Genomic DNA, 22,180 nt, shown 5'->3' with positions numbered 1-22,180 from the left:
TGCGTCAGGGCTTTGCGTACTGGTTGCCGTGCTCGGGCCTTTGGGCGGCAGCGGCTCGACGGGTTTTCGAGGCAGGCCTAGAATGAACGCTCATTTTTCCGGTTGAGCGATCATGCCTCCTGAATGTCAGTTGTTCGGCACCTTGGGATGCCATTTGTGTGAGGTGGCAGAGGCCGAGTTGATGCCTTTTGTCGAGCATGGTCTGCTGGTCGAACTGGTGGATATTGCTGACGATGAATCCTGGTTCGAGGCTTACAGCCTGCGAATTCCGGTACTGCGCCGAATTGACACCGGCGCGGAGCTGAGCTGGCCTTTCAGTGCCGATCAGGTGGTGGCCTTCCTGCGCTGAGCCTGTTTCTTCGTTGACGCGACATGGCTTTCCGCCGGTCGCGACCGCGCATCCTTCCCTTGGCGCTTTGCGGATTATTCGGTTACTGTATGTGCATACAGTAATTGGAGGGGCCTGCTGCTTTTGATGACTTGAGCAGGTGAATCCGGCAGTCAGAGGGACGAACCGTGGTCAATGTCGAACAGTTGAAGAACAGCGTGAACCGGATGTCGGTTGACGTGGTGCGCGAGGCCGTCCTCGAGTTGCGCCTGGACGGGCTGGTCACGGAGGGCAAGACGCCTTTCAACAAATTGCATTTCAACACCTGTTTTGCCGAGATCGAGGCGCTGTTCCAGCGTGCCGGTTATCACAAGCAACTGGATGTGGTCGGTTATCAGGGCCTGCTCTATGCCTTGTATGACCCGGGGCGCTGGGAGGCCGTCGATGTGCTGCGCTGGCTCAAGGAATTCACCGAAGCCGCCGCGCTCAAGTCGATCCCGGCCTGAAGCGGGCGGTGGAATCGGCGCTAGGTTCGTATCGCTCAGTGTTGGATAATGCCGACCTGCATTGAGGGTTCGAATTTCCGTATGTCCACACCAACGTTTTCCGCTGCGCAGAATCAGGCCAGCACCCTTTACCTTCCTCCGGGGAGTTGGCCTACCGTCCTTGATTGCCTGTGTGAGCATTTCAGTGCGATCAGTCGCGAGCAATGGCTGGACCGGATCGCCCGGGGCAGGGTACTGGATGGTCAGGGGCAGCCGATTGCGCTGGATCTGCCGTACAAGGAAGGCCTGCGCATTCACTACTTCCGTGAAGTGCCGGATGAAAAACCGATCCCGGTGGTCGAGTCGATCCTGTATGCGGACGAACATCTGGTGGTGGCGGACAAGCCGCACTTCCTGCCGGTGACGCCGGCCGGCGAATACGTCGAACAGACGTTGCTGCGTCGTCTGATCCGTCGCCTCGATAATCCGCATCTGGTGCCACTGCACCGCATTGACCGGCACACGGCAGGCTTGGTGATCTTTTCGGCTAACCCACAAACCCGCTCCGCATATCAGTCGCTGTTCCCTACGCGGCAGATCGATAAACGCTATGAGGCGATTGCCCGTGCGCTTCCGGCGCTCGAATTTCCCCTGGTACACAAAAGCCGTCTGATCGATGGCGAACCATTCTTCCGCATGCAGGAAGGGCCAGGCGTTGCCAATACGGAAACAGCGGTGGAAGTCCGGGAAAAGAACGGTGATCTGTGGCGCTACGGCCTGTACCCGGTGACCGGCAAGAAGCATCAGCTAAGGGTGCATATGACCGCGCTAGGGGCGAGTATCTGTAACGATCCGTTCTACCCGGATGTGTTGAAAGACGTTGAGGATGACTATGCCAATCCGTTGAAGCTGTTGGCACAGGGGCTGCGGTTTGTCGACCCGGTCACCGGCGAAGAACGCGTGTTCGAAAGTCAGATCACCCTGCAGTGGTGACGCCATTCACTTTCCCCTCACCCATGAAAAAGCCCGCATTAATGCGGGCTTTTCTGTATCCGGTGTCGACGTAAAGCTTACAGCTCTTTAACGGTACGAACCTGATCCTTGTTGATGCGGGTCTCTTTGCCGTCCAGTTGCTTGAACTCGTAGAAGCCCGAATCTTCATCGTATTTCGGGGTGTCGACGGCCTGGATTTCGCGACCGTCATTCAAGGTGATCACTGTTGGCGACGAGCAACCAGCGAGGGTAGCCAGGCCCAGTGCGAGCATGAAAGTGGCGAGGGTCCGTTGAGTCATGGGTGTGTCTCCGAATGGGAATACTTTTGGTTACTGAGCTTGAGACGTATACAAGGCGTGAGAGTTCCTTGAATGCTGTCAGTCTGACACAGTGTTATGCGTATTTAACAGTTCGGGGGTGTTCAGGTTGGCCAGGCGCGGGTCATTGTCCGGGCATTGCAGGGCAGTCGCGCCGAGATTGCGCATGATCCGGCCGGGGCTGCGTTCACCGGCGTTCCACGCGGTTTCGAAGGCGGGCAACAGGGCGACGGGAATTACACACAGCAGGGGTTCCCAGTGGTCGTCGTGACGCAACATTAAAGGTTTTTCAGGAAACCGGTCGGCGGTTTCACGCATGTCCTGCAACAGCGCGGCGTCGATTCGCGGCACATCGCAGGGCAAGACCAGCAGGTGTGGCTGGCGGGCTGCCTTGAGTCCGGCGAGGATGCCGGCCAGGGGACCGGGAAAATCGCCTTGCTCATCGCTGACCAATTGATCGGCGTAGGCTGCATAACGCTCGTGATTGCGATTGCAGGATATGATCAGATCGTCAGTCAGCGGTCGGACCTTGCGCTGCAAATGCGCAATCAGCGGCTCACCCTGCCATTCGACCAGCCCTTTGTCCTGGCCGCCCATGCGCTGGCCGCGTCCGCCTGCCAGGAGCAGAATGGAGCAGGGGGGCAATGGCGTATTCGAGGTCATGGCAGCTCTCCAGCGGGGCGGCGAAAAATTCAGGCGCTGTGATATAACACCGGGCTGTTTCTCCTACAACTGGACGAGCCTAATGAAAGCCAAGGCCGATGTACCTTTTGCGCCGCTGAACATTGCGGTGCTGACTGTCAGCGATACCCGAACCCTGGAAACCGACACCTCAGGCCAGGTCTTCGTCGACCGCCTGACTGCTGCCGGTCACCGCTTGGCCGAACGGGTCCTGCTCAAAGATGACCTGTACAAGATCCGCGCGCAAGTTGCCCACTGGATTGCCGAGGACGTCGTGCAGGTCGTGTTGATTACCGGCGGCACTGGTTTCACCGGGCGTGACAGCACTCCTGAAGCCGTGGCTTGTCTGCTCGACAAACAGGTTGACGGCTTCGGTGAACTGTTCCGCCAGATCTCGGTGGCCGATATCGGTACTTCGACCGTGCAGTCGCGGGCACTGGCCGGTCTGGCCAATGGCACACTGGTGTGCTGCCTGCCAGGTTCGACCAATGCGGTGCGCACCGGTTGGGACGGCATTCTCGCCGAACAGCTGGATTCGCGGCACCGTCCGTGCAACTTCGTCCCTCACCTGAAACAGGCGGCGCCCTGTGAATCCCGTGGGTAAGCCGGGCAAGACCGGCAGCCTGATGCCTGTCGAGCAAGCGTTGGCCCGCCTGTTGGAGATGGCTGAAGCCTCGCCGATTGTCGAACGCGAGTTTCTGCCCTTGGCCGAAGTCGAGGGGCGGGTGCTCGCCGAGGACCTGGTTTCGACCCTGGACCTGCCACCCTGGCCAAATAGCGCCATGGATGGTTATGCCCTGAATCTGGCCGACTGGACCGGCGCACCGCTGCCGGTCAGCCAGAAAGTCTTTGCCGGGCAGGCGCCTGAGCCGTTGAGGCCCGGTACCTGCGCGCGGATCTTCACCGGTGCGCCAGTGCCTGCCGGGGCCGATTGCGTGGAAATGCAGGAGAATGCCGAGGTTCAGGACGACGGCAGCGTGCGTTTCATCGAAACCATGAGCGTCGGCCAGAACATTCGTCCGAAGGGGCAAGAAACCACCGTGGGTGAGTTGATTCTGGCTGCAGGTACCCGCCTGGGACCGATCGAACAAGGTCTGGCGGCGTCGCTGGGATGTGCCGGGCTGAATGTGGTACGCAAGGTCCGAGTGGCGGTGCTGTCCACCGGCGATGAACTCGTCGAGCCGGGCCGGCCGCTGGGGCCGGGGCAGATCTACAACAGTAATCGGGTGGTGTTGTGCAGCTGGCTGCAGCGCCTGGGTTGTGAAGTGATTGATGCCGGTATTCTTCCGGACGATCTGGCGACCACACGGGCGCGCCTTGGCGACTTGCAGGGTGTCGACCTGATTCTCTCGACCGGAGGCGTGTCGGTCGGTGAAGCGGATTTTCTTGGCATCGCATTGCGGGAAGAGGGCGAGCTGGCGCTGTGGAAACTGGCCATTAAACCGGGCAAGCCGCTGACATTCGGTCATTTTCGCAAGGTGCCGGTCATCGGCCTGCCGGGCAACCCCGCTTCGACGCTGGTGACCTTTGCTCTGCTCACGCGGCCCTACTTGTTGCGGCGTCAGGGCGTACAGGATGTCGAACCCCTGAAGTTTACGATTCCGGCAGGTTTTGTCTGGCCTGTGGCCGGCAATCGGCGCGAATACCTGCGCGGTCGTCTCGAGCAGGGGCGGGCGATCATCTACCGCAATCAAAGCTCCGGTGTGCTGCGCAGCGCGGCCTGGGCGGATGGTCTGGTAGAGGTGCTGGAAGGCCGCACGCTGGTAGAAGGCGATGAGGTCGGGTTCATTCCCCTGAGCGACCTGCTCGGCTGATCCGCTTCCGGTAATTGCAGGCTCGACCGATACCGCGTCGATGCCTGCATTCCTCTGTCAATGGCTCATCAGTGTGACCAACTGATCGAACCGGCTGTTGGCAACCCATCCCAGCAGTCCCAGGACCACCGCCGTCGCACCCGCCGAATAGGCGAGACGGTGCTTGATGGTCTTTACATCCCCGCGAACTTCGTCCATGTCCCGACGAATGTATTTGAGGTGGGTTTCCAGTTCGGTCACGCGCGGTTCCATATCAACTTCTCCAGCGGTTCTGGCGTTCTTTCTGAAATCGGATTTGTGACTGGCGCGACTTTCGTCCAGAGGGGCAACCGGACTATTTGCAATTCTGGCTTCATGGCTTGGCATGGAAATGTCCATCGGCTGTTTCAAGTGTAAGCGCACCGGCCTTCCCGTCATCCAGACTGCCACCAGCTCCGAGGGTGTATCCAATCATTACCTGCACATCCTTGTGTTGTTGAATCGAAAATTGATACCACCTGCACAAGGTGAATCAAGGATCGTGTCCGGTCAATTGAGCCGATTCCTCACATGTTGTAAGAAAAAATACCGTCGCGTAGGACGCAACGGGTCAGTCGCTTGAATTAAATGGTGTTCCCATGGCTTTTTTGCGTGCACCAGTGGTCAAGATGTTTCATACCGATTCAATCTTGGGGAGTGACCGTAATGAGTGAACGCAGGGCGCTGTTGATTCTGCATGGCAAGCAGGCACTCAATGAGGCGGTTCGCGCCGCCGTCGAAGGCAAACGCAAGCAGGGCTGGGAATTGGCCGTACGGCTGACCTGGGAGGCCGGTGACGCTCAGCGTCTGGTGGAAGAAGCACTGGCGAGTGGCTTTCGGAAGATCATCGCCGGAGGCGGAGATGGCACGTTGCGCGATATCGCTGAAGCGCTTGCCGCGCATCCGGACGAGGCCAGTCTGGTGCTGTTGCCGCTAGGAACGGCTAACGATTTTTCCCGCGCGGCGGGGATCCCGCTGGATCCGGCCGAAGCACTGGAAATGCTGGACGTGCCACCGCGCAAGATTGACCTGGGCGAAGTCGGTGGGCAGATTTTCCTGAACATGGCGACGGGTGGTTTCGGCAGCCAGGTCACGGCCAATACCTCTGAAGATCTGAAAAAAGTGCTCGGCGGGGCCGCTTATCTGTTCACCGGTTTGTCGCGCTTCAGTGAGCTGCACGCGGCTTACGGTGAACTGCAAGGGCCGGACTTTCACTGGAGCGGCGAGCTGCTCGCATTGGGCATCGGCAACGGTCGTCAGGCAGGCGGCGGACACGTCTTGTGCCCGCAGGCACTGGCGGACGATGGTCTATTGGACATCAGTATTCTGCCGGCGCCACAGGAGTTGGTGGGCACGCTGAAGAACCTGCTCAGCGACGGCTTCGGCCTCGACAATATGTTTGTCCGGGCCCGTTTGCCCTGGGTCGAAATCAAGGTCGCCGAGGGGCTGAGCATCAACCTTGACGGCGAGCCGCTGGAGGGCGACAGCCTGCGTTTCGAGGCGCGCCCCGCCGCCTTGCAGGTGCATCTGCCGGAGCATTCGCCGCTGTTGGGCGGCGCGGGTTCGATCAGTCGTCCAGACTGATGATCTGTTCGCGCACCGCGAACAGCACCAGACCCGCCACGTCGTAGATCTGCAGGCGTTTCATGATCTGCGAGCGGTGGGTTTCGACGGTCTTGATGCTCAGCCCTAGGCCGTTGGCGATCTCCCGAGTGGATTTGCCGCGTACGATCAACCGCAGGATTTCCAGCTGGCGTGCCGTCAGATTGTGCGAGTCGGCGACTTCCGGCTGGTTTTTCTGCGTGCGGGTCAGCGCCTGGTTGATCACGGTGTGGGCGATGGCCGGGCTCAGGTAGCGCTCGTTATTACGCAAGGCTTCGAGGGCGTGTTCAAGCTCGGTGGCCGTGGTGTCCTTGAGCAGGTAACCGTGCGCGCCGGATTCCAGCGCCTGCATGATCAGCGCCGGATCGGTGTGCATCGAGAGAATCAGCACCTTGCTTTGCGGGCGCACCCGCTTGAGCCGTTGCAAGGCTTCCAGGCCACCGGTTTCCTTCATCGAGATATCCAGCAACACGATGTCGGGCGCCAGTTGCTCGACCATTTCGAGCAACTGCGAGCCGTCGCTGGCTTCGCCAACGACCGCGTAACCGGGAATATCGAGCACCAGAGCGCGCACGCCGGCCCTGATCAGCGAGTGGTCATCCACCAGAAGTAAGTTACAAGTCAACGCATAACCTTATTCGTACTGGCCCGCTCGAGTGCACGGGGCGCCCAGGGGAATAGTGCTTCGATTTGAGTGCCTTTGCCCGGCTCGCTGATGACGTTCAGCGTGCCGCCCAACTGTTCGATCCTTTCGGCCATCCCGGCCATTCCGCGCTGTCCTTCGCGACCCGGATCCGCGGCAGGCGCAAAGCCTTGTCCGTCGTCGCTGATCAACAGCGTCAGGCCTTTTGGCAAGCGTTGCACGCGGATCAGCAGATTGCTGGCCTGCGCATGACGCAGAATGTTGGTGACCGCTTCCTGGGCAATGCGAAAGGCAGCGACCGCCATTTCTTCCGGAATGCCATTGAGCCGTTGCTGGCAATCGAGGCTCCAGTGCACCGAGGTGTTCGCCAGGGTCTTGAGCAGGTGCGCGCGCAGACTGGCCTCCAGCCCGAGGCTGGTCAGTTGGCGCGGATTGAGAATGGCGGAAACGTCGCGCACCTTGTTGAGGGTTTCATCAAGGGTGTCGCAGAGTGTCGAGCATTGCGCTTGCAAGTCGGCTGGCAGGCGTTTTTTCAGCCATTCACTTTGCAGCTTGGCCGCTGTCAGTAACTGGCCGATATCGTCGTGCAGTTCACGGCTGAGACGGTGGCGTTCGTTTTCCTGGACTTCCAGCAAACGATCGGCGAGTTCCTGAGGCTGAAACTTGATCGATTTGCGCGACAGTCGATATTGCACCCAGACACAAGCAGTGGCGGCAATATTCAACAGCAGCAGACCCAGTGAGAGCGGAGCAGACAATCCGTAGGTCAGCAGGCTGCCAGCGGCGGCGATGACACTCAATATGAGAGTGAACCGGCGTGCATTTTCCCGGGACGGTGGCCATTTGATGATTGACTTGAGGCTGGCGTACATAACGGATGGAGCCAATGGATGTTCGCTACGGGCAGACCGGCCGGTGGCTGGCGGATCTCTGTCTGAAAATGCTGTCAATTATGTTATTGATTTTAACGAAGTACAGTGAACGATATTCGACCATCAAGTTCGTTGGATGACAGTCGCTGAATCACTGTGCCATTAGTTGAAAGCAACTAACGGTCGGCATAATACCACTTAAGATACCGTTGGTCGCGTTTGCGATATATGTCCAATGAGTCAGGAAATACGCCATGTTGGACGTGAGTTCCATTATGGAAAATGTCGTTTTATTGTGCTTGGTAGAGATCCGTGCGGTTCGAAGTTGATCGTTACACAGACACAGGCAAACCCTGAGGCCGCGGCAGAATATCCGCTGGTGTCAGGTGTGATTATTTAATTCGAATTGTCGCTGGCAGGTATGAACTATTCAATTGCGACATTAAGCGATTCCCGTCTTCAGCCTGGATTTACGCTTTGAATGCGGCGGATCACGCCTGACGCTCGGAAAAAGACAACAGCGAAACCGGCTGGGGCCGGAGCGGTGGCTTGAACTGGCTTTGACCGACCTGAAACGCGAACGCTTCGATCAGTGAGGTTTGTTCGCTGCCATCCAGGCTCAATTGGCCGGTATTGTGATCGACCAGTTCAATCTGCCAGGCCATCAGGGTGAAACAGTCCTGCAGCGCATTCAGCGCCTGTGCGTGCAGATCGATATGATCCGGCGCGTGGTCGAGCAGGCTGTGAATATGCAGGGAAAACTCGGAGATCGCCTCCAATGCCAACGCTTCAGCCCGGTTCGCCAGCTTGAGCAGGGTGTTGCGCATGCAGTCGATGGCGTCTTTGTCGTTGCTGATCAATTGCAGGTGGCTCAGGCACTCTTCGGACTTGGCCAGGAGTGTTTCAGCTTCGACGAGGAATTCGGGAAAGCGTTGCGCCCAGTCTTTACGGTCGATTGGCATGCTTATCTCCACAGCGTCATGTCTGATGAGGGAATGCCGTGTGTGTCGACGTTCGTGGATCGTCGGGAGATCGCGCCCCACCGTGCAATTGCACTGGCTGAGGTTTTCCAGAGGGTGGGGTTCCACTGACCTGCGATCGCACACAATAGCCTGACTCCGTTCATGCAATGAGAATGGCGTCACATTAATGGCTATTGGATATTGCGAACATCAGGTTGGGCCTGATTGTTCCTAGGGGATTCCCTTACGCGCGGGAACCTGTGGCGCAAACTGTGGTCGCGCCAGAAGAGAATGCAGCAGATGAAAACACCGGGTCAGTAAACCATGATGTTAATGTGACATCAATGCCCGTGTGTGGCATTTTGATGGTGAATTTTGTGGGATCAAGAATCGCCATAAACAGCCGATAACCCCACTTAGTAGTGAATTCATCAGAACAAGCCCAGGAGTCATTGATGGCCGGCATTCTCGACACGGTAGACCAACGCACGCAACTGGTGGGTGAGAATCGCCTGGAAATTCTCATGTTTCGACTGGCCGGACGCCAATTGTTCGCGATCAACGTGTTCAAGGTTCAGGAAGTTCTGCAACTGCCAAAGCTGACCTTGATGCCACAGCGTCACCCATTTGTATGCGGCGTGGTCAACCTGCGCGGCCAGACGCTGCCGGTGATCGATCTGTCTCAGGCGATCGGCATGCGCCCGCTGGTGCCGGGCCCGAACAGCACCATCATCGTCACCGAGTACAACCGTTCGGTGCAGGCTTTCCTCGTCGGTGGCGTGGATCGCATCGTCAACATGAACTGGGAAGCCATTCTGCCGCCGCCGACCAGTGCTGGCCGCCAGCACTACCTGACTGCAATCAGCAAGGTTGACGATCAACTGGTGGAAATCATCGACGTCGAGAAAGTCCTCGCCGAAATCGTCCCGTACAACGCCAAGGTCTCGCGCGACAAGCTTGACGATCCGGTGCTGGAGCGTGCCCGTGGCCGCGAAGTGCTGCTGGTGGACGACTCCAACGTGGCGCTTTCGCAATTGCGTGACACCCTCGGCCAGCTCGGGGTGAAAATGCACATCGCCAGCGATGGTCTGAAGGCGCTGAACATGCTCAAGGCCTGGGCCGATACCGGCGTGAACATGACCGACAAACTGCTGATGGTGTTCACCGACGCGGAGATGCCGGAAATGGACGGCTATCGCCTGACCACCGAGATCCGCAACGATCCGCGCCTGCGTGGCCTGTACGTGGTGTTGCACACTTCACTGTCCGGCAGTTTCAACGACTCGATGGTGAAGAAGGTCGGTTGCGACAACTTCCTCTCCAAGTTCCAGCCGGACAAACTGGTCGATGTGGTGCGTCAGCGTCTGATGCTCGATGAAGTGCCGGCCTGATCCTGACGCTCCCACAAGGTTTGCACTGCACAAACTCTTTTGATTCGCCGATAAAGCTCGTATAGGGTGGCTTTTTTGCCCACCGGGGAGCTGGCCATGCTGCGTCTGAGCGCGCTTTATCGTTATCCGTTGAAATCCGGCAAACCCGAGATTCTGCAATCGATTGGCCTGGACAAACTGGGCCTTGCAGGGGACCGACGCTGGATGCTCGTGGACGAGGCCAGCGGGCGCTTTCTGACCCAGCGGGCCGAAGCGAAAATGAGTCAGCTGTCGGCATTGTGGAACGCGCAGGGCGGTCTGACCCTCAGCGCGCCCGGGCTTGCCGCGCTGGACGTGCCACTGCCCGAGGCCGATTCCCACCTGCGCGGTGTGACCATCTGGCGTGACACACTGCGGGTTCCGGATGCCGGTGATGAAGCCGCCCGTTGGGTCAGCGAGTTCATCGGCAAACCGACCCGTCTGGTGCAGGTGCCGCTTGATCGCGCGCGCATGACGCAGGCCGGTTATGGCCGCGAGGACGATCAGGTCGCGTTCGCTGACGGTTTCCCGCTGTTGCTGATTGGCGAAGCGTCACTTGAGGATCTGGTGCAAAAGGTCGGACGACCGCTGGAGATGCTGCGCTTTCGGCCGAATCTGGTGATCGAAGGCAGCGCGGCGTTCGCCGAGGACGGCTGGAAGCGCATTCGTATCGGTGACGTCGAGTTCCGCGTGGTGAAGCCTTGCTCGCGCTGCATTCTGACCACCATCGATCCGCAAACCGGCGAACGCAGTGCTGATCGCGAACCGCTGGCAACCCTGCAGAAATACCGTGCGCAGGCCGATGGCGCGATGTTCGGGCAGAACCTGGTCAACGACAGCAATGGTCAACTGGAAGTCGGAATGCCGGTGGAAATCCTCGAGTAACCGCTGCCGGAAATGAAAATGCCCGTGTCCATGGACACGGGCATTTTTTTGCACCGGGAAAAACTGTGGGCTTAGCCGCGGTATTCGCACAGGTAAGCGGTATCAACGGCGACTTTCAGCTGGAACTTGCTGTTGGCCGGAACGTTGAACTGGCTGCCGGCGGCGAAGGTTTCCCAGTCGCTGCTGTCCGGCAGTTTGACGGTCAGCGCACCGGAGACCACGTGCATGATCTCGCGCTGAGCGGTGCCGAATTCGTATTCGCCCGGGGCCATGACGCCGATGGTCGCCGAACCTTCAGCGGTGCCAAAAGCGATCGACTTGACGGTGCCGTCGAAGTACTCGTTGACTTTGAACATGGGCGATTCCTCTCGAAAAGGGCAAAAAAGGGTTAAAAAAGGCTGGCCAGTATGCACAAGGCTCCCGGCGCCGTCACCTGCCCGGGGCGTGTCCGGCGAGTTCTCGCCCTGACTTCAGAGTGGCAAGACCAACGGCAGCAACCGCGCGGTATTGCGCGCATCTTCCAGGGCTCGGTGCTGTTGACCGCTGAACTGCATGCCGGCCAGTTGCAGCGCACCGTTCAAGCCCAGCGGTCGTTCCAGGCGCCGGGCCTTGGCGAAGCGCTGCTTGAGGTTCATGTGTGGCACCCGGCTCAGCAGGCTGTCGAGTTGCAGGCGCTGCCATTCCTGGAGCAACTGCTTGCGGTCGTAATCGCCCCAACTGGCCCAGCCTTCGAGGCGCGTCTGGTGTTGCCCGAGCCAGCGTTCGAAGGCCGGCCAGACCTCGTTCAACGGCTGCGCGGCGTCGATGTTGGCCTGGGTGATGTGCGTGAGCTCACGGCAGAACGGCGTCAGCAACGGCCGCCGGGTCGGTTTGACGAACCGCTGAAAGTGATCCTGCTCGCGACCGGCACGGTCGACCAGCGTCGCGCCGATTTCGATGATTTCCATTTCCGTAACCGGCCAGCCACCTTCATCTGTGGTGGCTTCCAGATCAATGACCAGCCAATGGGGCATCGCAGGTTTCCTGATTTACGCGTCCTGATAGATCAGAGCGTAGTCAAACCTTGCGTTTGCGCCTGGCGACTCACTCGACCTGCAACAGAACCTGACGATTTTTTACCTGATCGCCGACCTTGACCTGCACCCGCTTGAGCACGCCGTCGATGCCGGCCTTGAGCGGATGCTCCATTTTCATTGCCTCCAGCACCACCAGCAACTGACCCTTGCTGACCGGGCTGCCTTCGCTGACCAGCACGTCGACGATGGCACCGTCCATCGGCGCTTTCAGTGTGCCGGAGCTGACGCTGCTCTGACTGCTGATCAGCGCATGAGTTCGATCCTCCAGGCGCAGGTTGCCGGGGTGGGTGAACAGCCAGAGTTCTTCGCCATCGATCCGGTAGGCGTGACGCTGGCGCAGGCCGTCGACTTCCAGTGTCACCGCGCGCTCGTCGCAATTGATGACGGTCAGTACCAGTGCGCGCTGCATCACGTTCACGGTGAAGCGGCCAGCGCCGTGCGCAAGCAGTTGCACGGTCCAGTCCTGCTGTTCAAGCCCGAGGCGGTAATTGAGCGGCGCGCCGACATTGTTGCGCCAGCCCTTGAGCGGCGCACGATGCGCCTGCGCGACAGCCTGATAAAACAGCACGGCGGCGATGGCCAGCTCCTCGGCGGTGGGGGCGTAAGTGTGCAGGCATGGGTGGTCAGTGAAATGCTGCGCGATGAACGCGGTGCTGAATTCACCGCTGATGAACTGCGGATGCTGCAGCAGGCTGACCAGCAAACGCTGGTTGCTCTGAACGCCGAGCAGCACGCTGTCCTGCACCGCGCGCAACAGCTTGCGCCGCGCCTCTTCGCGGGTGGCGCCGTGGGCGATCAGTTTGCCGAGCATCGGATCATAAAACGGGCTGATCGACTGACCTTCGCGCAAGCCATGATCGATCCGCGCCCCCGGACCCAACGCCGGTTCCCAGGCCTGTACACGACCGGTCTGCGGCAGGAAATTCTGCGTCGGATCTTCGGCATACAGACGCACTTCCATGGCGTGGCCGTTCAGTGCGACCTGATCCTGAGTCAACGGCAGCGGCTGCCCTTCGGCGACGGCCAATTGCCAGGCGACCAGATCCTGCCCGGTGATCAGTTCGGTCACCGGATGCTCGACCTGCAGACGCGTGTTCATTTCCAGAAAGTAGAAATGCCCACGGGCATCGAGCAGAAACTCGACGGTGCCGGCACCGACGTAATTCACCGCGCGACCAGCCTTCAATGCCGCTTCGCCCATGGCCTGACGCAACTCGCGGGTCATCACCGGGCAGGGCGCTTCCTCGATGACTTTCTGATGGCGACGCTGCACCGAGCAATCACGCTCGCCGAGGTAGATCAGGTTGCCGTGGCAGTCGCCGAACAGTTGTACCTCGACATGCCGTGGTTCGATCAGTGCCTGTTCGAGGATCAGTTCGTCGCTGCCGAAACCGTTCAGCGCTTCGGAGCGGGCGGTGCGCAATTGCGCCGGCAATTCCTCGCTGCTGTGCACCAGACGCATGCCGCGTCCACCGCCGCCAGCGCTGGCCTTGATCATCAGTGGATAGCCGATGCGCTCGGCTTCGCGCAGCAACGTGGCGTCATCCTGCGCGGCGCCTTGATAGCCGGCGATGCAGGGAACATCGGCGTCGAGCATGGCGATTTTCGACAGGCGCTTGCTGCCCATCAGCTCGATGGCCTCGGCGCTGGGGCCGATGAAGGTCAGGCCGGCCTCTGCGCAGGCGCGGGCGAATTCGGCGTTTTCCGAGAGAAAGCCATAGCCTGGGTGGATCGCGTCGGCACCGCTGCGGCGGGCGGCGTCGAGGATCGCCGGGATGTTTAGATAGGACTGTTGCACCGGTGCGGCGCCGATGTTCACCGCTTGATCGGCCATCTGCACGTGCGGGGCATCGGCGTCGGCATCGCTGAATACGGCGACGGTGCGATAGCCGAGGGCCTGGGCGGTGCGCTGGATGCGGCAGGCGATTTCACCGCGGTTGGCGATCAGGATTTTGTGGATGACGGGCATGGCTGTTCCCTCGGAATTTGCGGTGTCGGTGCTGGCCTCTTCGCGAGCAAGCCCGCTCCCACATTTGGAATGCGTTCCGTCTGTGGGAGCGAGCCTGCTCGCGAAGCTTTTAAGGGGCCCATCGCGGTTTGCGCTTTTGCACGAAAGCCATGGTGCCCTCGATCCCTTCGGCCCCGGTCACCGCTTCGCTGAACCACCGCGCCGCTTCATCCAGCAATTCACTCGAAGGCTGCCCGGCACTGGCCAGCAGCAGTTTTTTCGTCGCCGCATTCGCTTCGGGCGCGCAGCACAAAACATGGTCGAGCACTTCGTCGAGGCGTTCTGCCAGTGCCTGCGGATCCTGCTCGACGAAATGCACCAGCCCCAGCCGCCGCGCCTGATGGCCGTCGAAACGCGCCGCAGTCAGCGCCAGTCGGCGGGTCTCGGTCAGGCCGATGCGCTGCACCACGAACGGCGCGATCTGCGCTGGCAGCAAACCGAGGCTGGTTTCCGGCAGACCGAACTGCGCTTGATGGTCGGCCATCGCGATATCGCTGACACATGCCAGCCCGAAACCACCACCGAGCACTGCGCCCTGTAAAACGGTGATCAGCACTTGTGGTGCGTCCTGAGCTTCTTGCAGCAGAGCTCCAAAGGCGCGGTTCAACACGCGGTAAGCGTCGGCCCCTTGGGCACGGGCATTGGCCATGTCCTTGATGTCGCCCCCCGCACAGAAATGCCCACCGGCACCGCTGAGGACCAGAGCGCGAACCCCGCGGTCATCGCGCACCGCCGCCAATACCGCGCGCAGTTCGGCGACCATTTGCAGGCTCATCGCATTGCGGCTGTCCGGGCGATTGAGGGTGATGTGCAGCACGCCGCCGTGCAGTTCCAGCAGCAGAGTCTGACAGTCGGGCAGGGGGCTCATTTCTTTTTCCCCGGCAGGATGCCCATCAGTTTGCAGATGATCCCCAGCATGATTTCGTCGGCGCCGCCGCCGATCGACACCAGCCGCACATCGCGATAGGCGCGGGCTACCGGGTTGTCCCACATGAAGCCCATGCCGCCCCAATATTGCAGGCAGCTGTCGCTGACTTCACGGCCGAGACGCCCGGCCTTGAGCTTGGCCATCGATGCCAGACGTGTGACGTCCTGACCTTTCACATATTGCTCGGTGGCCTGATAGACCAGCGCCCGCAGGCATTCGATTTCGGTCTGCAATTCGGCGAGGCGGAAGTGGATCACCTGATTGTCGATCAGCGCGTTGCCGAAGGTCTTGCGTTCCTTGCAGTACTCGATGGTGCTGTCGACGCAATATTCCAGACCCTTGATCATGTTCGCCGCGCCGAACAGGCGTTCCTCCTGGAACTGCAGCATCTGCATCATGAACCCGGCGCCTTCGTGGCCGATGCGGTTGCGCTGCGGCACACGCACGTTGTCGAAAAACACCTGAGCGGTTTCCGAGCTGCGCATGCCGAGCTTGTCCAGGTGCGAGCTGAGGCTGATGCCCGGAGTGTTCATCGGCACCATGATCAGCGACTTGTTGATGTGCGGCTTGTCGTCCGAGGTATTGGCCAGCAGGCAGATGAAATCGGCGCTCGGCGAGTTGGTGATCCACATCTTGCTGCCGTTGATCACGTAGTCGTCGCCGTCCTTGCGCGCGCTGGTCTTGAGTCCGGCGACGTCGGAGCCGGCACCGACTTCCGAGACGCCGATGCAACCGACCTGCTCACCGGTGATCGCCGGACGTAGGAATTCGTCGCGCAATTCATCGGAGCCGAAACGGGCCAGCGCCGGGGTGCACATGTCGGTCTGCACGCCGATCGACATCGGAATGCCGCCACAATGAATGGTGCCGAACTCTTCGGCGGCGACAATCGAATAGCTGTAGTCGAGGCCCATGCCGCCGAATTTTTCCGGCTTGGAAATGCCCAGCAGTCCGAGGTCGCCGGCCTTGCGGAAAATCTCGTGGATTGGAAAGCGTCCGGCCTTTTCCCATTCATCGACGTGCGGGTTGATCTCGTGCTCGACGAACTGGCGGACGGTACGGCGCAGTGCTTCGTGTTCCGGGGTGAAGATCATTTTTATTGTTCTCCTTGGGATCCGTGGCAGTCAGAAGCGGCTGACGCCGAAGCTGTTGGGTTGCAGCGTGCGGATGTCGGCTTCGTGGCAGATATCCAGCAGGTAACCGAGCAGGGTGCGTGTATCGCGTGGGTCGATCAGGCCGTCGTCCCACAGGTTGGCGCTGCCGTAGAGCGCGGTGGATTGGCTGTCGAGTTTCTGCGCGGTGACCTGTTCGAGCATGTCGAGCATTTTCGGATCCGGCACCAGGCCTTCCTTGAGCTGTTTGGCCTCGGTGACGATGCGCAGCACCTTGCCGGCCTGCGCGCCGCCCATCACCGCGGTGCGGCTGTTGGGCCAGGCGAAGATGAAACGTGGATCGAGACCGCGTCCGCACATCGCATAGTTGCCGGCACCGTAGGAGCCACCGACCACAATCGTCAGTTTAGGCACTCGCGCATTGGCCACCGCTTGAATCAGTTTCGAGCCGTGTTTGATCACGCCTTGCTGCTCGGACTCGGTGCCGACCATGAAACCGGTGGTGTTGTGGAAAAACAGCAGCGGCGTCTGGCTCTGATCGCACAGTTGAATGAACTGCGCGGCCTTGCTCGCGCCGGCGGGGGTGATCGGGCCGTTGTTGCCGATCAAGCCGCAGGCGCGACCGTGGATTTTCAATTGGCCGCAGATGGTTTGCTGATCGAACTCGCCCTTGAATTCAAGAAACTCCGATTCATCGGCAATCCGCGCAACGATTTCGCGCACGTCGTAGGGCTTCTTCGGGTCTTCGGGAATCAGCCCGAGCAACTCGTCGATCGGGTACAGCGGCGCCTTGTATTGCGGCTCCGGCAGCCACGGCAATTGCTCGTTCCACGGCAGCATGCGCAAGATCTCGCGGACCAGGCGCACGCCGTCGGCATCGTTCTCGGCCAGATACTCGGCGGTGCCGGCGACCTGCGCGTGCATCTCGGCGCCGCCCAGCTCTTCATCGGTGGCGACCTCGCCCGTCGCGGCCTTGAGCAGTGGCGGCCCGGCAAGAAACAGCTTGGCCTTGCCGCGCACCACCACCACGTAATCCGACAGCCCCGGTTGATAGGCGCCACCGGCCGTCGCCGAGCCGTGCACCACGGTAATTTGCGGCAAACCCATGGCCGACATCCGCGCCTGATTGGCAAAACTGCGTGCGCCTTCGACGAATATCTCCGCCGCATAATTGAGGTTGGCGCCGCCGCTCTCTGCCAGAGTGATCACCGGCAGTTTGTTTTCCAGGGCGATCTGTTGCAGCCGCAGGGATTTTTTCAGGCCGGTGGGGGAGATCGTGCCACCCTTGATCGCGCTGTTGTTGGCCACCACCATCGCCCGGATGCCGGACACGTAACCGATGCCGGCGATCAGGCCGCCACCGGCAGCGCTGCCGTCCTTGTCGTCGTGCAGCTTGTAGCCGGCCAGACTCGCCAGTTCGAGGAACGGCGCACCGGGGTCGAGCAGCAGGTTCAGGCGTTCGCGGGGCAGCAGTTGCCCGCGCTTGTCGAATTTGCCCTTGGCTTCGGCAGCCTTGTTCAGCAGGTTCTGTTCCAGTTGCTGGACTTGCTCGATGGCCGTGAGCATCGCCGCGCAGTTGCGCGCGAAAGCTTCACTGTGCGGATCGAGTTGGGACTGGATCTGCGGCATGGCTTACTCCTTGTCCTTGAGCACGTCGGGCAGGTACGCCCGATGGAAACCGTTGAACGACTCGCTGTGGCTTGCCTTGTGCAACGGCCATGCGCGGCTGCCGAGACTGGCCGCACCATCGATTTTCAAGGTGCTGCCGCTGATGAACGCCGCCGCCGGGCTGAGCAGAAAAACGATCGCCGCACTGACCTCCGATTCGGTACCGATGCGTTTGAGTGGCACGTGTTCGCGCAGGGTCGGGATCACCGCTTTGAACGCGCCTTCATAAGTGTCCATGCCGCTGGATGCGATCCAGCCCGGCGCCACCGCATTGACCCGCACCCCGGCGTACCCCCACTCGAACGCGGCGGTTTTGGTGAAGTTGTCCATCCCCGAACGTGCCGCGCCCGAGTGGCCCATGCCGGGCATGCCGCCCCACATGTCGGCAAGCATGTTGACGATGTTGCCGCCGTGTTTGCTCATCGACTGGTTGAACACTTCCCGGGCCATCAGGAAGCCGCCGACCAGGTTGGTGCGCAATACGGTTTCAAAGCCTTTCTGATTGATCGCGGCCAGTGGCGACGGGTACTGGCCGCCGGCATTGTTGACCAGACCGTGGATCGGCCCGTGTTCGGCGATCAACTCGGCGACCAGTTGTTTCACCGCGTCTTCGTCACGGATATCGCAGGCCTGCCAATGGGCGCGGCCGCCGTCTTCGCTGATTTCGGCGGCGACCTTTTGCAGCTTCTCCGGTTTGCGCCCGACCAGCAGCACAGTGGCGCCGAGCGCCGCCAGTTCATGCGCGGTGCAGCGCCCGATGCCACTGCCGCCACCGGTGACGATGATGGTCTGGCCGCTGAACAGATCGGCTTTGAAAATCGATGCGTAAGCCATGAAGCCCAACCTCTAGTCGAGTTGTTCGGCGATGCTCTGCGGCACCGGGATCTGGATTTCCAGCAGTTGCTGAGCGAAGGCCTTGCCCTGGGGATCAATGCGCAGACTCGCCACGCCTCCGCCGCCAAGCGCGTTCTCCAGCAGAAAATTCAGGCTGTGGGTGCCGGGCAGGTACCAGCGTTCGACCCGGCCGTGAATCGGGTCGAGCACATGGCGCATCCAGTCGACGATCACCGCCGGCGTCAGCGCTTCGGCGATCCATGGCAGGTATTCCGGCCGGCGCGGCAGGACGCCGATGTTGCTGTGGTTGCCCTTGTCACCGGAGCGCGCCACCGCCAGTTTCACCAACGGCACACTGGCGTCGGCGCGGCCCTGGGGTTTGGGTGGCTGGTCGGGGGTTGGCAGGTCATGGCTGTCGAGCGGCCTTTGCGCGGGGAGGGCGCAGGGATGCTGTTCACCGGCCATGTCGATGTGCAGGGTACAGGCGGTTTTATCGATCAGGAACGAGAATAGCCGGATCAGCGGGTATACCGTCGGCCGTCCGCCGACGATTCCCGTCAGTCCCGGTGCCATGCCGGTGGCAGCCTGGGCGATTTCCCGGGAGAACAGGATCAGCGCCGGTTTCAGTGGATGGCGCACCGCAAGTTTGATCACCACCTCGCGGCTGTCCCGACGCTGGCCGTGAGGGCCGTATGTGGCTTCGCTGCCGAGCAGTTCAATGTTGACTTCGCTGTAGGGTGGCCAGCCGCGCTGGCTGAACATTTCTGCAGTCTTGTCGATGATTGCCTGACTGACGCGGCGCGCCTTGTCCACCGCATCGATGCCGGCGATCAGGCAACTGGCGGTGCAGCGGAAACCGTCCGGGTAAGTTGCGCTGACCTTGTATTTATCGCTGGGCGGCAGGCCTTTGGCTCCGTGGACGTGCACGGCGTTTTTGCCCTGTTGCTGCAGTTTCACTTGAGTGAAATCGCAGACTACATCCGGCAACAGATAGGCCTGTGGATCACCGATTTCATAGAGCATCTGCTCGCCAACGGTCAGCGGCGTCACCAACCCGCCGGAGCCTTCGGGTTTGCTCACGATGAACTGGCCATCGGCACTGACTTCAACGATGGGAAAACCGATGTGTTCGTAGTCCGGCACGTCGCGCCAGTCGGTGAAATTGCCCCCGGTGCATTGCGCGCCGCATTCGATGATGTGCCCGGCGAGCGCGGCCTGGGCCAGTTTGTCGTAGTCGTGCCACGCCCAGCCGAATTCATGCACCAGCGCCGCACTGACCACCGCGCTGTCGACCACGCGCCCGGTGATGACGATGTCGGCACCCAGGCGCAGGGCTTCGACGATGCCCGGTGCGCCGAGGTAGGCGTTGGTCGATACGCACATCGGCGGCAGCGGCGTGCCGTTGAACATTTCGTGGATGCCTTGGGCGGCAAGTTGCTTGAATTGCGGTTGCAGGTCATCGCCGAGCAGCACGGCGATTTTCAGCTTGACCCCGGCCTTGTCGCAGGCGGCTTGCAGGGCGGCGGCACAGGCTTTTGGATTGATCCCGCCGGCATTGCTGATGACGCGGATTTTCTGTTCAGCCAGTTGCGGCAGCAGCGGCGCGAGCACCTCGACGAAGTCCCCGGCGAATCCGGCCTGCGGATCTTTCATACGGGCGCCGGCCATGATCGACAGGGTGATTTCGGCCAGGTAATCGAACACCAGATAATCCAGCTGTCCGCCGGCCACAAGTTGTGCGGCGGCGGTACTGGTGTCACCCCAGAATGCGCTGGCGCATCCGATCCGAACGGTGGTGGGCATTTTTATCTCCGACTCAGGAGCCTGCGACAGAAGTGTCTGGAGGCTACCAAGCAAGCGCTTGGTTTGTAAACCACTGAAATATCTTCTGCCCAAGCGCTTGCTTGGTTGCGGCCCGAGGCTTAAATTGCGCGCAACCCTGCGTGTTCAGGGGGCAACAGACTGATCGACTGTAGGAGAGAACGGGTGGACGAGCAAAAAGCCCTGAGGGTCATGCGCGAACTGGTCGACCAGGGCCAGTTGACTGACCCCGACAGCGCCCGCGGCAAACTGCTGCAAGTGGCCGCTCACCTGTTCCGCAACAAGGGTTATGAACGCACCACCGTGCGCGATCTGGCCGGGGCGGTGGGGATCCAGTCCGGGAGCATTTTTCATCACTTCAAAAGCAAGGATGAAATCCTCCGGGCGGTGATGGAAGAAACCATCCGCTACAACACCGCGCTGATGCGCGCCGCGCTGGCCGAAGCCAGCAACGTGCGCGAGCGGGTGCTGGCGCTGATTCGCTGCGAGTTGCAGTCGATCATGGGCGGCAGCGGCGAAGCCATGGCGGTGCTGGTCTATGAATGGCGTTCGCTGTCCGAAGAAGGTCAGGCCCGGGTGCTGGCCCTGCGCGATGTCTATGAAGACCTCTGGTTGCAGGTGCTGGGCGAAGCCAAGGAGGCGGGGTTTATCCGTGGCGATGTATTCATTACCCGACGTTTTCTCACTGGCGCGCTGTCCTGGACCACCACCTGGTTTCGTGCCGGCGGCAGCCTGAGCCTCGATCAGTTGGCCGATGAAGCGCTGATTCTGGTGCTCGAAGAGCGTTAACCCACGTTCCAACAGGTCAGGAAACTGGCTAACTGGGCGAAACCGCCTAGCTTGAATGCATTGATCGGTATTTTTTCGGGGAGTGGGGTGTTTTGAAGTCTTCGCCAATTCGGACGGCCACGGGGCTGGTACTCGTCGCGCTGACGGCATTTTCAGGGTTGCCTGCGCAGGCGGCGCAACTGGTTCGAGTGGGCGCCGCGCACTTTCCGCCTTACACCATCCGCCCGGAAAACGGTGCCGACACCGGTCTGCTGCCGGAATTGGTCGAAGCGCTGAATGCGTTGCAGACGGAGTATCAGTTTGTCCTGGTACCGACCTCGATTCCCCGGCGTTTCGGTGACTTGAAGGAAGGGCGCACCGACATGGCGATTTTCGAAAACCCGGAGTGGGGCTGGAAGGACATTCCACACACTACGGTCGATATGGGTCTGGAAGATGCCGAGATTTTCGTCGCGCAACGCGAAGAGGGTCGGCAGCAGGATTACTTCTCGGATCTCAAGGGCAAGCGGCTGGCGCTGTACAGCGGTTATCACTACGAGTTCGCCAATTTCAACGCCGACCCCAAATTTCTCGCGGATACGTTCAAGGCCACGTTGACCTATTCCCATGACAGCAACCTGTTGATGGTGCTGCGCGGGCGCGCCGACATTGCTTTGGTCACGCGCTCTTACCTGTTCGACTACCTGAAACGCAACGAAAAGGTGGCCGACAAGTTGCTGGTGTCGCAGCGCATCGATCAGGTTTATCACCACTACTCCATTTTGCGCCCGGCCGCGCCGATCACCGGTGAGGCGTTTGGCAAATTGTTGCAGGAGCTGCGGGACAACGGACAGATGCTGAAGATTTTCGAGCCATACAAGATCGCTCTGGTACCGGTACCGCAACACTGATTTCACCCCGCCGGCTAAATTTTCCCGTGCGGCTCACGTCCCATC

25 protein-coding genes are annotated in these 22,180 nt (G+C 60.5%); 10 read left to right on the top strand and 15 right to left on the bottom strand.

The genetic code is table 11. The features are described 5' to 3' along the window. Positions 1 to 112 precede the first annotated feature (112 nt). The 3 genes from ACOYXG_RS18335 (at position 113) to ACOYXG_RS18325 (ending at position 1,806) form a co-directional block, all read left to right on the top strand. Complete coding sequence (locus tag ACOYXG_RS18335) at positions 113 to 349, top strand: glutaredoxin family protein (protein WP_027613422.1); 237 nt, start codon at positions 113 to 115, stop codon at positions 347 to 349. A 167-nt stretch (positions 350 to 516) separates the two neighbouring features. Then, positions 517 to 834 carry a transcriptional regulator gene (locus ACOYXG_RS18330; protein ID WP_003226726.1) on the top strand — a complete coding sequence of 106 codons (318 nt, stop codon included), beginning with the start codon at positions 517 to 519 and terminating at the stop codon, positions 832 to 834. An 81-nt stretch (positions 835 to 915) separates the two neighbouring features. After that, complete coding sequence (locus ACOYXG_RS18325) at positions 916 to 1,806, top strand: pseudouridine synthase (protein WP_150368241.1); 891 nt, start codon at positions 916 to 918, stop codon at positions 1,804 to 1,806. A gap of 77 nt (positions 1,807 to 1,883) precedes the next feature. On the opposite strand, the gene ACOYXG_RS18320 is transcribed toward ACOYXG_RS18325, so the two are convergent. Together ACOYXG_RS18320 and mobA are read right to left on the bottom strand one after the other, a co-directional pair. Then, positions 1,884 to 2,105 (bottom strand): YgdI/YgdR family lipoprotein, encoded by a 222-nt coding sequence (locus tag ACOYXG_RS18320; protein WP_003226722.1) that lies wholly within the window; start codon positions 2,103 to 2,105, stop codon positions 1,884 to 1,886. Positions 2,106 to 2,183: 78 nt separating this feature from the next. Then, positions 2,184 to 2,786, bottom strand: coding sequence for a molybdenum cofactor guanylyltransferase MobA (gene mobA / locus ACOYXG_RS18315; protein ID WP_150368240.1), 603 nt, complete (start codon positions 2,784 to 2,786; stop codon positions 2,184 to 2,186). Between the two features lie 82 nt (positions 2,787 to 2,868). On the opposite strand from mobA, the gene moaB reads away from it, so the two are divergent. Both moaB and ACOYXG_RS18305 read left to right on the top strand, forming a co-directional pair. Next, positions 2,869 to 3,408: a molybdenum cofactor biosynthesis protein B gene (moaB, locus tag ACOYXG_RS18310; RefSeq protein ID WP_003226719.1), complete on the top strand. Its 540-nt coding sequence runs from the start codon at positions 2,869 to 2,871 to the stop codon at positions 3,406 to 3,408. Next, positions 3,392 to 4,618 (top strand): molybdopterin molybdotransferase MoeA, encoded by a 1,227-nt coding sequence (locus tag ACOYXG_RS18305; RefSeq protein ID WP_103368469.1) that lies wholly within the window; start codon positions 3,392 to 3,394, stop codon positions 4,616 to 4,618. Before moaB ends, ACOYXG_RS18305 begins: the two co-directional genes overlap by 17 nt. Positions 4,619 to 4,675: 57 nt before the next feature. On the opposite strand, the gene ACOYXG_RS18300 is transcribed toward ACOYXG_RS18305, so the two are convergent. Then, positions 4,676 to 4,984 (bottom strand): hypothetical protein, encoded by a 309-nt coding sequence (locus ACOYXG_RS18300; protein ID WP_171061883.1) that lies wholly within the window; start codon positions 4,982 to 4,984, stop codon positions 4,676 to 4,678. A 318-nt stretch (positions 4,985 to 5,302) separates the two neighbouring features. Here ACOYXG_RS18300 and yegS point away from each other — a divergent pair, with 318 nt between their 5' ends. Then, on the top strand, positions 5,303 to 6,220 hold the full coding sequence (yegS, locus tag ACOYXG_RS18295; RefSeq protein WP_103368470.1) for a lipid kinase YegS: 918 nt from the start codon (positions 5,303 to 5,305) through the stop codon (positions 6,218 to 6,220). Here the strand turns inward: yegS and ACOYXG_RS18290 are convergent. The 4 genes from ACOYXG_RS18290 to ACOYXG_RS18275 all read right to left on the bottom strand — a co-directional run bounded on the left by ACOYXG_RS18290 (position 6,204) and on the right by ACOYXG_RS18275 (position 9,181). Next, the gene (locus tag ACOYXG_RS18290) at positions 6,204 to 6,863 is read right to left on the bottom strand and encodes a response regulator (protein WP_007969079.1); all 660 of its coding nucleotides are present in this window, start codon (positions 6,861 to 6,863) and stop codon (positions 6,204 to 6,206) included. The genes yegS and ACOYXG_RS18290 overlap by 17 nt on opposite strands. After that, positions 6,860 to 7,753 carry a sensor histidine kinase gene (locus ACOYXG_RS18285; RefSeq protein ID WP_027613415.1) on the bottom strand — a complete coding sequence of 298 codons (894 nt, stop codon included), beginning with the start codon at positions 7,751 to 7,753 and terminating at the stop codon, positions 6,860 to 6,862. The genes ACOYXG_RS18290 and ACOYXG_RS18285 overlap by 4 nt, the downstream gene beginning before the upstream one ends. 491 nt (positions 7,754 to 8,244) lie before the next feature. Next, complete coding sequence (locus ACOYXG_RS18280; protein ID WP_150368238.1) at positions 8,245 to 8,715, bottom strand: hypothetical protein; 471 nt, start codon at positions 8,713 to 8,715, stop codon at positions 8,245 to 8,247. A 244-nt stretch (positions 8,716 to 8,959) separates the two neighbouring features. Continuing rightward, positions 8,960 to 9,181, bottom strand: a complete 222-nt coding sequence (locus ACOYXG_RS18275) for a hypothetical protein (protein WP_330206472.1) — start codon at positions 9,179 to 9,181, stop codon at positions 8,960 to 8,962. Here ACOYXG_RS18275 and ACOYXG_RS18270 point away from each other — a divergent pair. Then, positions 9,171 to 10,106 (top strand): chemotaxis protein CheV, encoded by a 936-nt coding sequence (locus ACOYXG_RS18270; RefSeq protein ID WP_003226705.1) that lies wholly within the window; start codon positions 9,171 to 9,173, stop codon positions 10,104 to 10,106. The genes ACOYXG_RS18275 and ACOYXG_RS18270 overlap by 11 nt on opposite strands. 96 nt (positions 10,107 to 10,202) lie before the next feature. Continuing rightward, positions 10,203 to 11,009, top strand: a complete 807-nt coding sequence (locus ACOYXG_RS18265) for an MOSC N-terminal beta barrel domain-containing protein (RefSeq protein ID WP_115989246.1) — start codon at positions 10,203 to 10,205, stop codon at positions 11,007 to 11,009. A 71-nt stretch (positions 11,010 to 11,080) separates the two neighbouring features. On the opposite strand, the gene ppnP is transcribed toward ACOYXG_RS18265, so the two are convergent. The 8 genes from ppnP to ACOYXG_RS18225 all read right to left on the bottom strand — a co-directional run bounded on the left by ppnP (position 11,081) and on the right by ACOYXG_RS18225 (position 20,438). Continuing rightward, positions 11,081 to 11,365, bottom strand: coding sequence for a pyrimidine/purine nucleoside phosphorylase (gene ppnP / locus ACOYXG_RS18260; protein ID WP_460353239.1), 285 nt, complete (start codon positions 11,363 to 11,365; stop codon positions 11,081 to 11,083). A 114-nt stretch (positions 11,366 to 11,479) separates the two neighbouring features. Then, complete coding sequence (locus ACOYXG_RS18255; RefSeq protein WP_027613412.1) at positions 11,480 to 12,022, bottom strand: 3'-5' exonuclease; 543 nt, start codon at positions 12,020 to 12,022, stop codon at positions 11,480 to 11,482. Between the two features lie 70 nt (positions 12,023 to 12,092). After that, positions 12,093 to 14,054, bottom strand: coding sequence for an acetyl/propionyl/methylcrotonyl-CoA carboxylase subunit alpha (locus ACOYXG_RS18250; RefSeq protein ID WP_460353237.1), 1,962 nt, complete (start codon positions 14,052 to 14,054; stop codon positions 12,093 to 12,095). 109 nt (positions 14,055 to 14,163) lie between these two features. Next, on the bottom strand, positions 14,164 to 14,961 hold the full coding sequence (locus tag ACOYXG_RS18245) for an enoyl-CoA hydratase-related protein (protein ID WP_115989248.1): 798 nt from the start codon (positions 14,959 to 14,961) through the stop codon (positions 14,164 to 14,166). After that, positions 14,958 to 16,115, bottom strand: a complete 1,158-nt coding sequence (gene atuD, locus ACOYXG_RS18240; RefSeq protein WP_027613409.1) for a citronellyl-CoA dehydrogenase — start codon at positions 16,113 to 16,115, stop codon at positions 14,958 to 14,960. Before atuD ends, ACOYXG_RS18245 begins: the two co-directional genes overlap by 4 nt. 30 nt (positions 16,116 to 16,145) lie before the next feature. Then, positions 16,146 to 17,762 carry a geranyl-CoA carboxylase subunit beta gene (gene atuC, locus ACOYXG_RS18235; RefSeq protein WP_460353233.1) on the bottom strand — a complete coding sequence of 539 codons (1,617 nt, stop codon included), beginning with the start codon at positions 17,760 to 17,762 and terminating at the stop codon, positions 16,146 to 16,148. 3 nt (positions 17,763 to 17,765) lie between these two features. Next, entirely contained in the window at positions 17,766 to 18,635 is an 870-nt protein-coding gene (locus tag ACOYXG_RS18230; protein ID WP_183785454.1) for an SDR family oxidoreductase, read from the bottom strand. 12 nt (positions 18,636 to 18,647) lie between these two features. Then, positions 18,648 to 20,438: an acyclic terpene utilization AtuA family protein gene (locus tag ACOYXG_RS18225; protein ID WP_027613406.1), complete on the bottom strand. Its 1,791-nt coding sequence runs from the start codon at positions 20,436 to 20,438 to the stop codon at positions 18,648 to 18,650. Between the two features lie 183 nt (positions 20,439 to 20,621). Between ACOYXG_RS18225 and ACOYXG_RS18220 the strand changes: the two genes are divergently transcribed. Continuing rightward, entirely contained in the window at positions 20,622 to 21,245 is a 624-nt protein-coding gene (locus ACOYXG_RS18220; RefSeq protein WP_027613405.1) for a TetR/AcrR family transcriptional regulator, read from the top strand. 92 nt (positions 21,246 to 21,337) lie between these two features. Next, positions 21,338 to 22,135, top strand: a complete 798-nt coding sequence (locus ACOYXG_RS18215; protein ID WP_027613404.1) for a substrate-binding periplasmic protein — start codon at positions 21,338 to 21,340, stop codon at positions 22,133 to 22,135. The last annotated feature ends 45 nt before the right edge of the window (positions 22,136 to 22,180 follow it).

It is taken from the genome of Pseudomonas sp. G3-39, assembly GCF_054790485.1.
The sequence above is the reverse complement of the archived record's forward strand: the minus strand, read 5'-3'. Positions and strand labels throughout refer to the sequence as shown.

Excerpts from the sequence above, each read along its gene's own strand:
- ACOYXG_RS18335 (WP_027613422.1), top strand. The coding sequence starts at position 113 with ATGCCTCCTGAATGTCAGTTGTTCGGCACCTTGGGATGCCATTTGTGT.
- ACOYXG_RS18325 (WP_150368241.1), top strand. The coding sequence starts at position 916 with ATGTCCACACCAACGTTTTCCGCTGCGCAGAATCAGGCCAGCACCCTT.
- ACOYXG_RS18320 (WP_003226722.1), bottom strand. The coding sequence starts at position 2,105 with ATGACTCAACGGACCCTCGCCACTTTCATGCTCGCACTGGGCCTGGCT.
- mobA (WP_150368240.1), bottom strand. The coding sequence starts at position 2,786 with ATGACCTCGAATACGCCATTGCCCCCCTGCTCCATTCTGCTCCTGGCA.
- moaB (WP_003226719.1), top strand. The coding sequence starts at position 2,869 with ATGAAAGCCAAGGCCGATGTACCTTTTGCGCCGCTGAACATTGCGGTG.
- ACOYXG_RS18300 (WP_171061883.1), bottom strand. The coding sequence starts at position 4,984 with ATGCCAAGCCATGAAGCCAGAATTGCAAATAGTCCGGTTGCCCCTCTG.
- yegS (WP_103368470.1), top strand. The coding sequence starts at position 5,303 with ATGAGTGAACGCAGGGCGCTGTTGATTCTGCATGGCAAGCAGGCACTC.
- ACOYXG_RS18285 (WP_027613415.1), bottom strand. The coding sequence starts at position 7,753 with ATGTACGCCAGCCTCAAGTCAATCATCAAATGGCCACCGTCCCGGGAA.
- ACOYXG_RS18280 (WP_150368238.1), bottom strand. The coding sequence starts at position 8,715 with ATGCCAATCGACCGTAAAGACTGGGCGCAACGCTTTCCCGAATTCCTC.
- ACOYXG_RS18270 (WP_003226705.1), top strand. The coding sequence starts at position 9,171 with ATGGCCGGCATTCTCGACACGGTAGACCAACGCACGCAACTGGTGGGT.
- ACOYXG_RS18275 (WP_330206472.1), bottom strand. The coding sequence starts at position 9,181 with ATGCCGGCCATCAATGACTCCTGGGCTTGTTCTGATGAATTCACTACT.
- ACOYXG_RS18265 (WP_115989246.1), top strand. The coding sequence starts at position 10,203 with ATGCTGCGTCTGAGCGCGCTTTATCGTTATCCGTTGAAATCCGGCAAA.
- ppnP (WP_460353239.1), bottom strand. The coding sequence starts at position 11,365 with ATGTTCAAAGTCAACGAGTACTTCGACGGCACCGTCAAGTCGATCGCT.
- ACOYXG_RS18255 (WP_027613412.1), bottom strand. The coding sequence starts at position 12,022 with ATGCCCCATTGGCTGGTCATTGATCTGGAAGCCACCACAGATGAAGGT.
- ACOYXG_RS18250 (WP_460353237.1), bottom strand. The coding sequence starts at position 14,054 with ATGCCCGTCATCCACAAAATCCTGATCGCCAACCGCGGTGAAATCGCC.
- ACOYXG_RS18245 (WP_115989248.1), bottom strand. The coding sequence starts at position 14,961 with ATGAGCCCCCTGCCCGACTGTCAGACTCTGCTGCTGGAACTGCACGGC.
- atuD (WP_027613409.1), bottom strand. The coding sequence starts at position 16,115 with ATGATCTTCACCCCGGAACACGAAGCACTGCGCCGTACCGTCCGCCAG.
- atuC (WP_460353233.1), bottom strand. The coding sequence starts at position 17,762 with ATGCCGCAGATCCAGTCCCAACTCGATCCGCACAGTGAAGCTTTCGCG.
- ACOYXG_RS18230 (WP_183785454.1), bottom strand. The coding sequence starts at position 18,635 with ATGGCTTACGCATCGATTTTCAAAGCCGATCTGTTCAGCGGCCAGACC.
- ACOYXG_RS18225 (WP_027613406.1), bottom strand. The coding sequence starts at position 20,438 with ATGCCCACCACCGTTCGGATCGGATGCGCCAGCGCATTCTGGGGTGAC.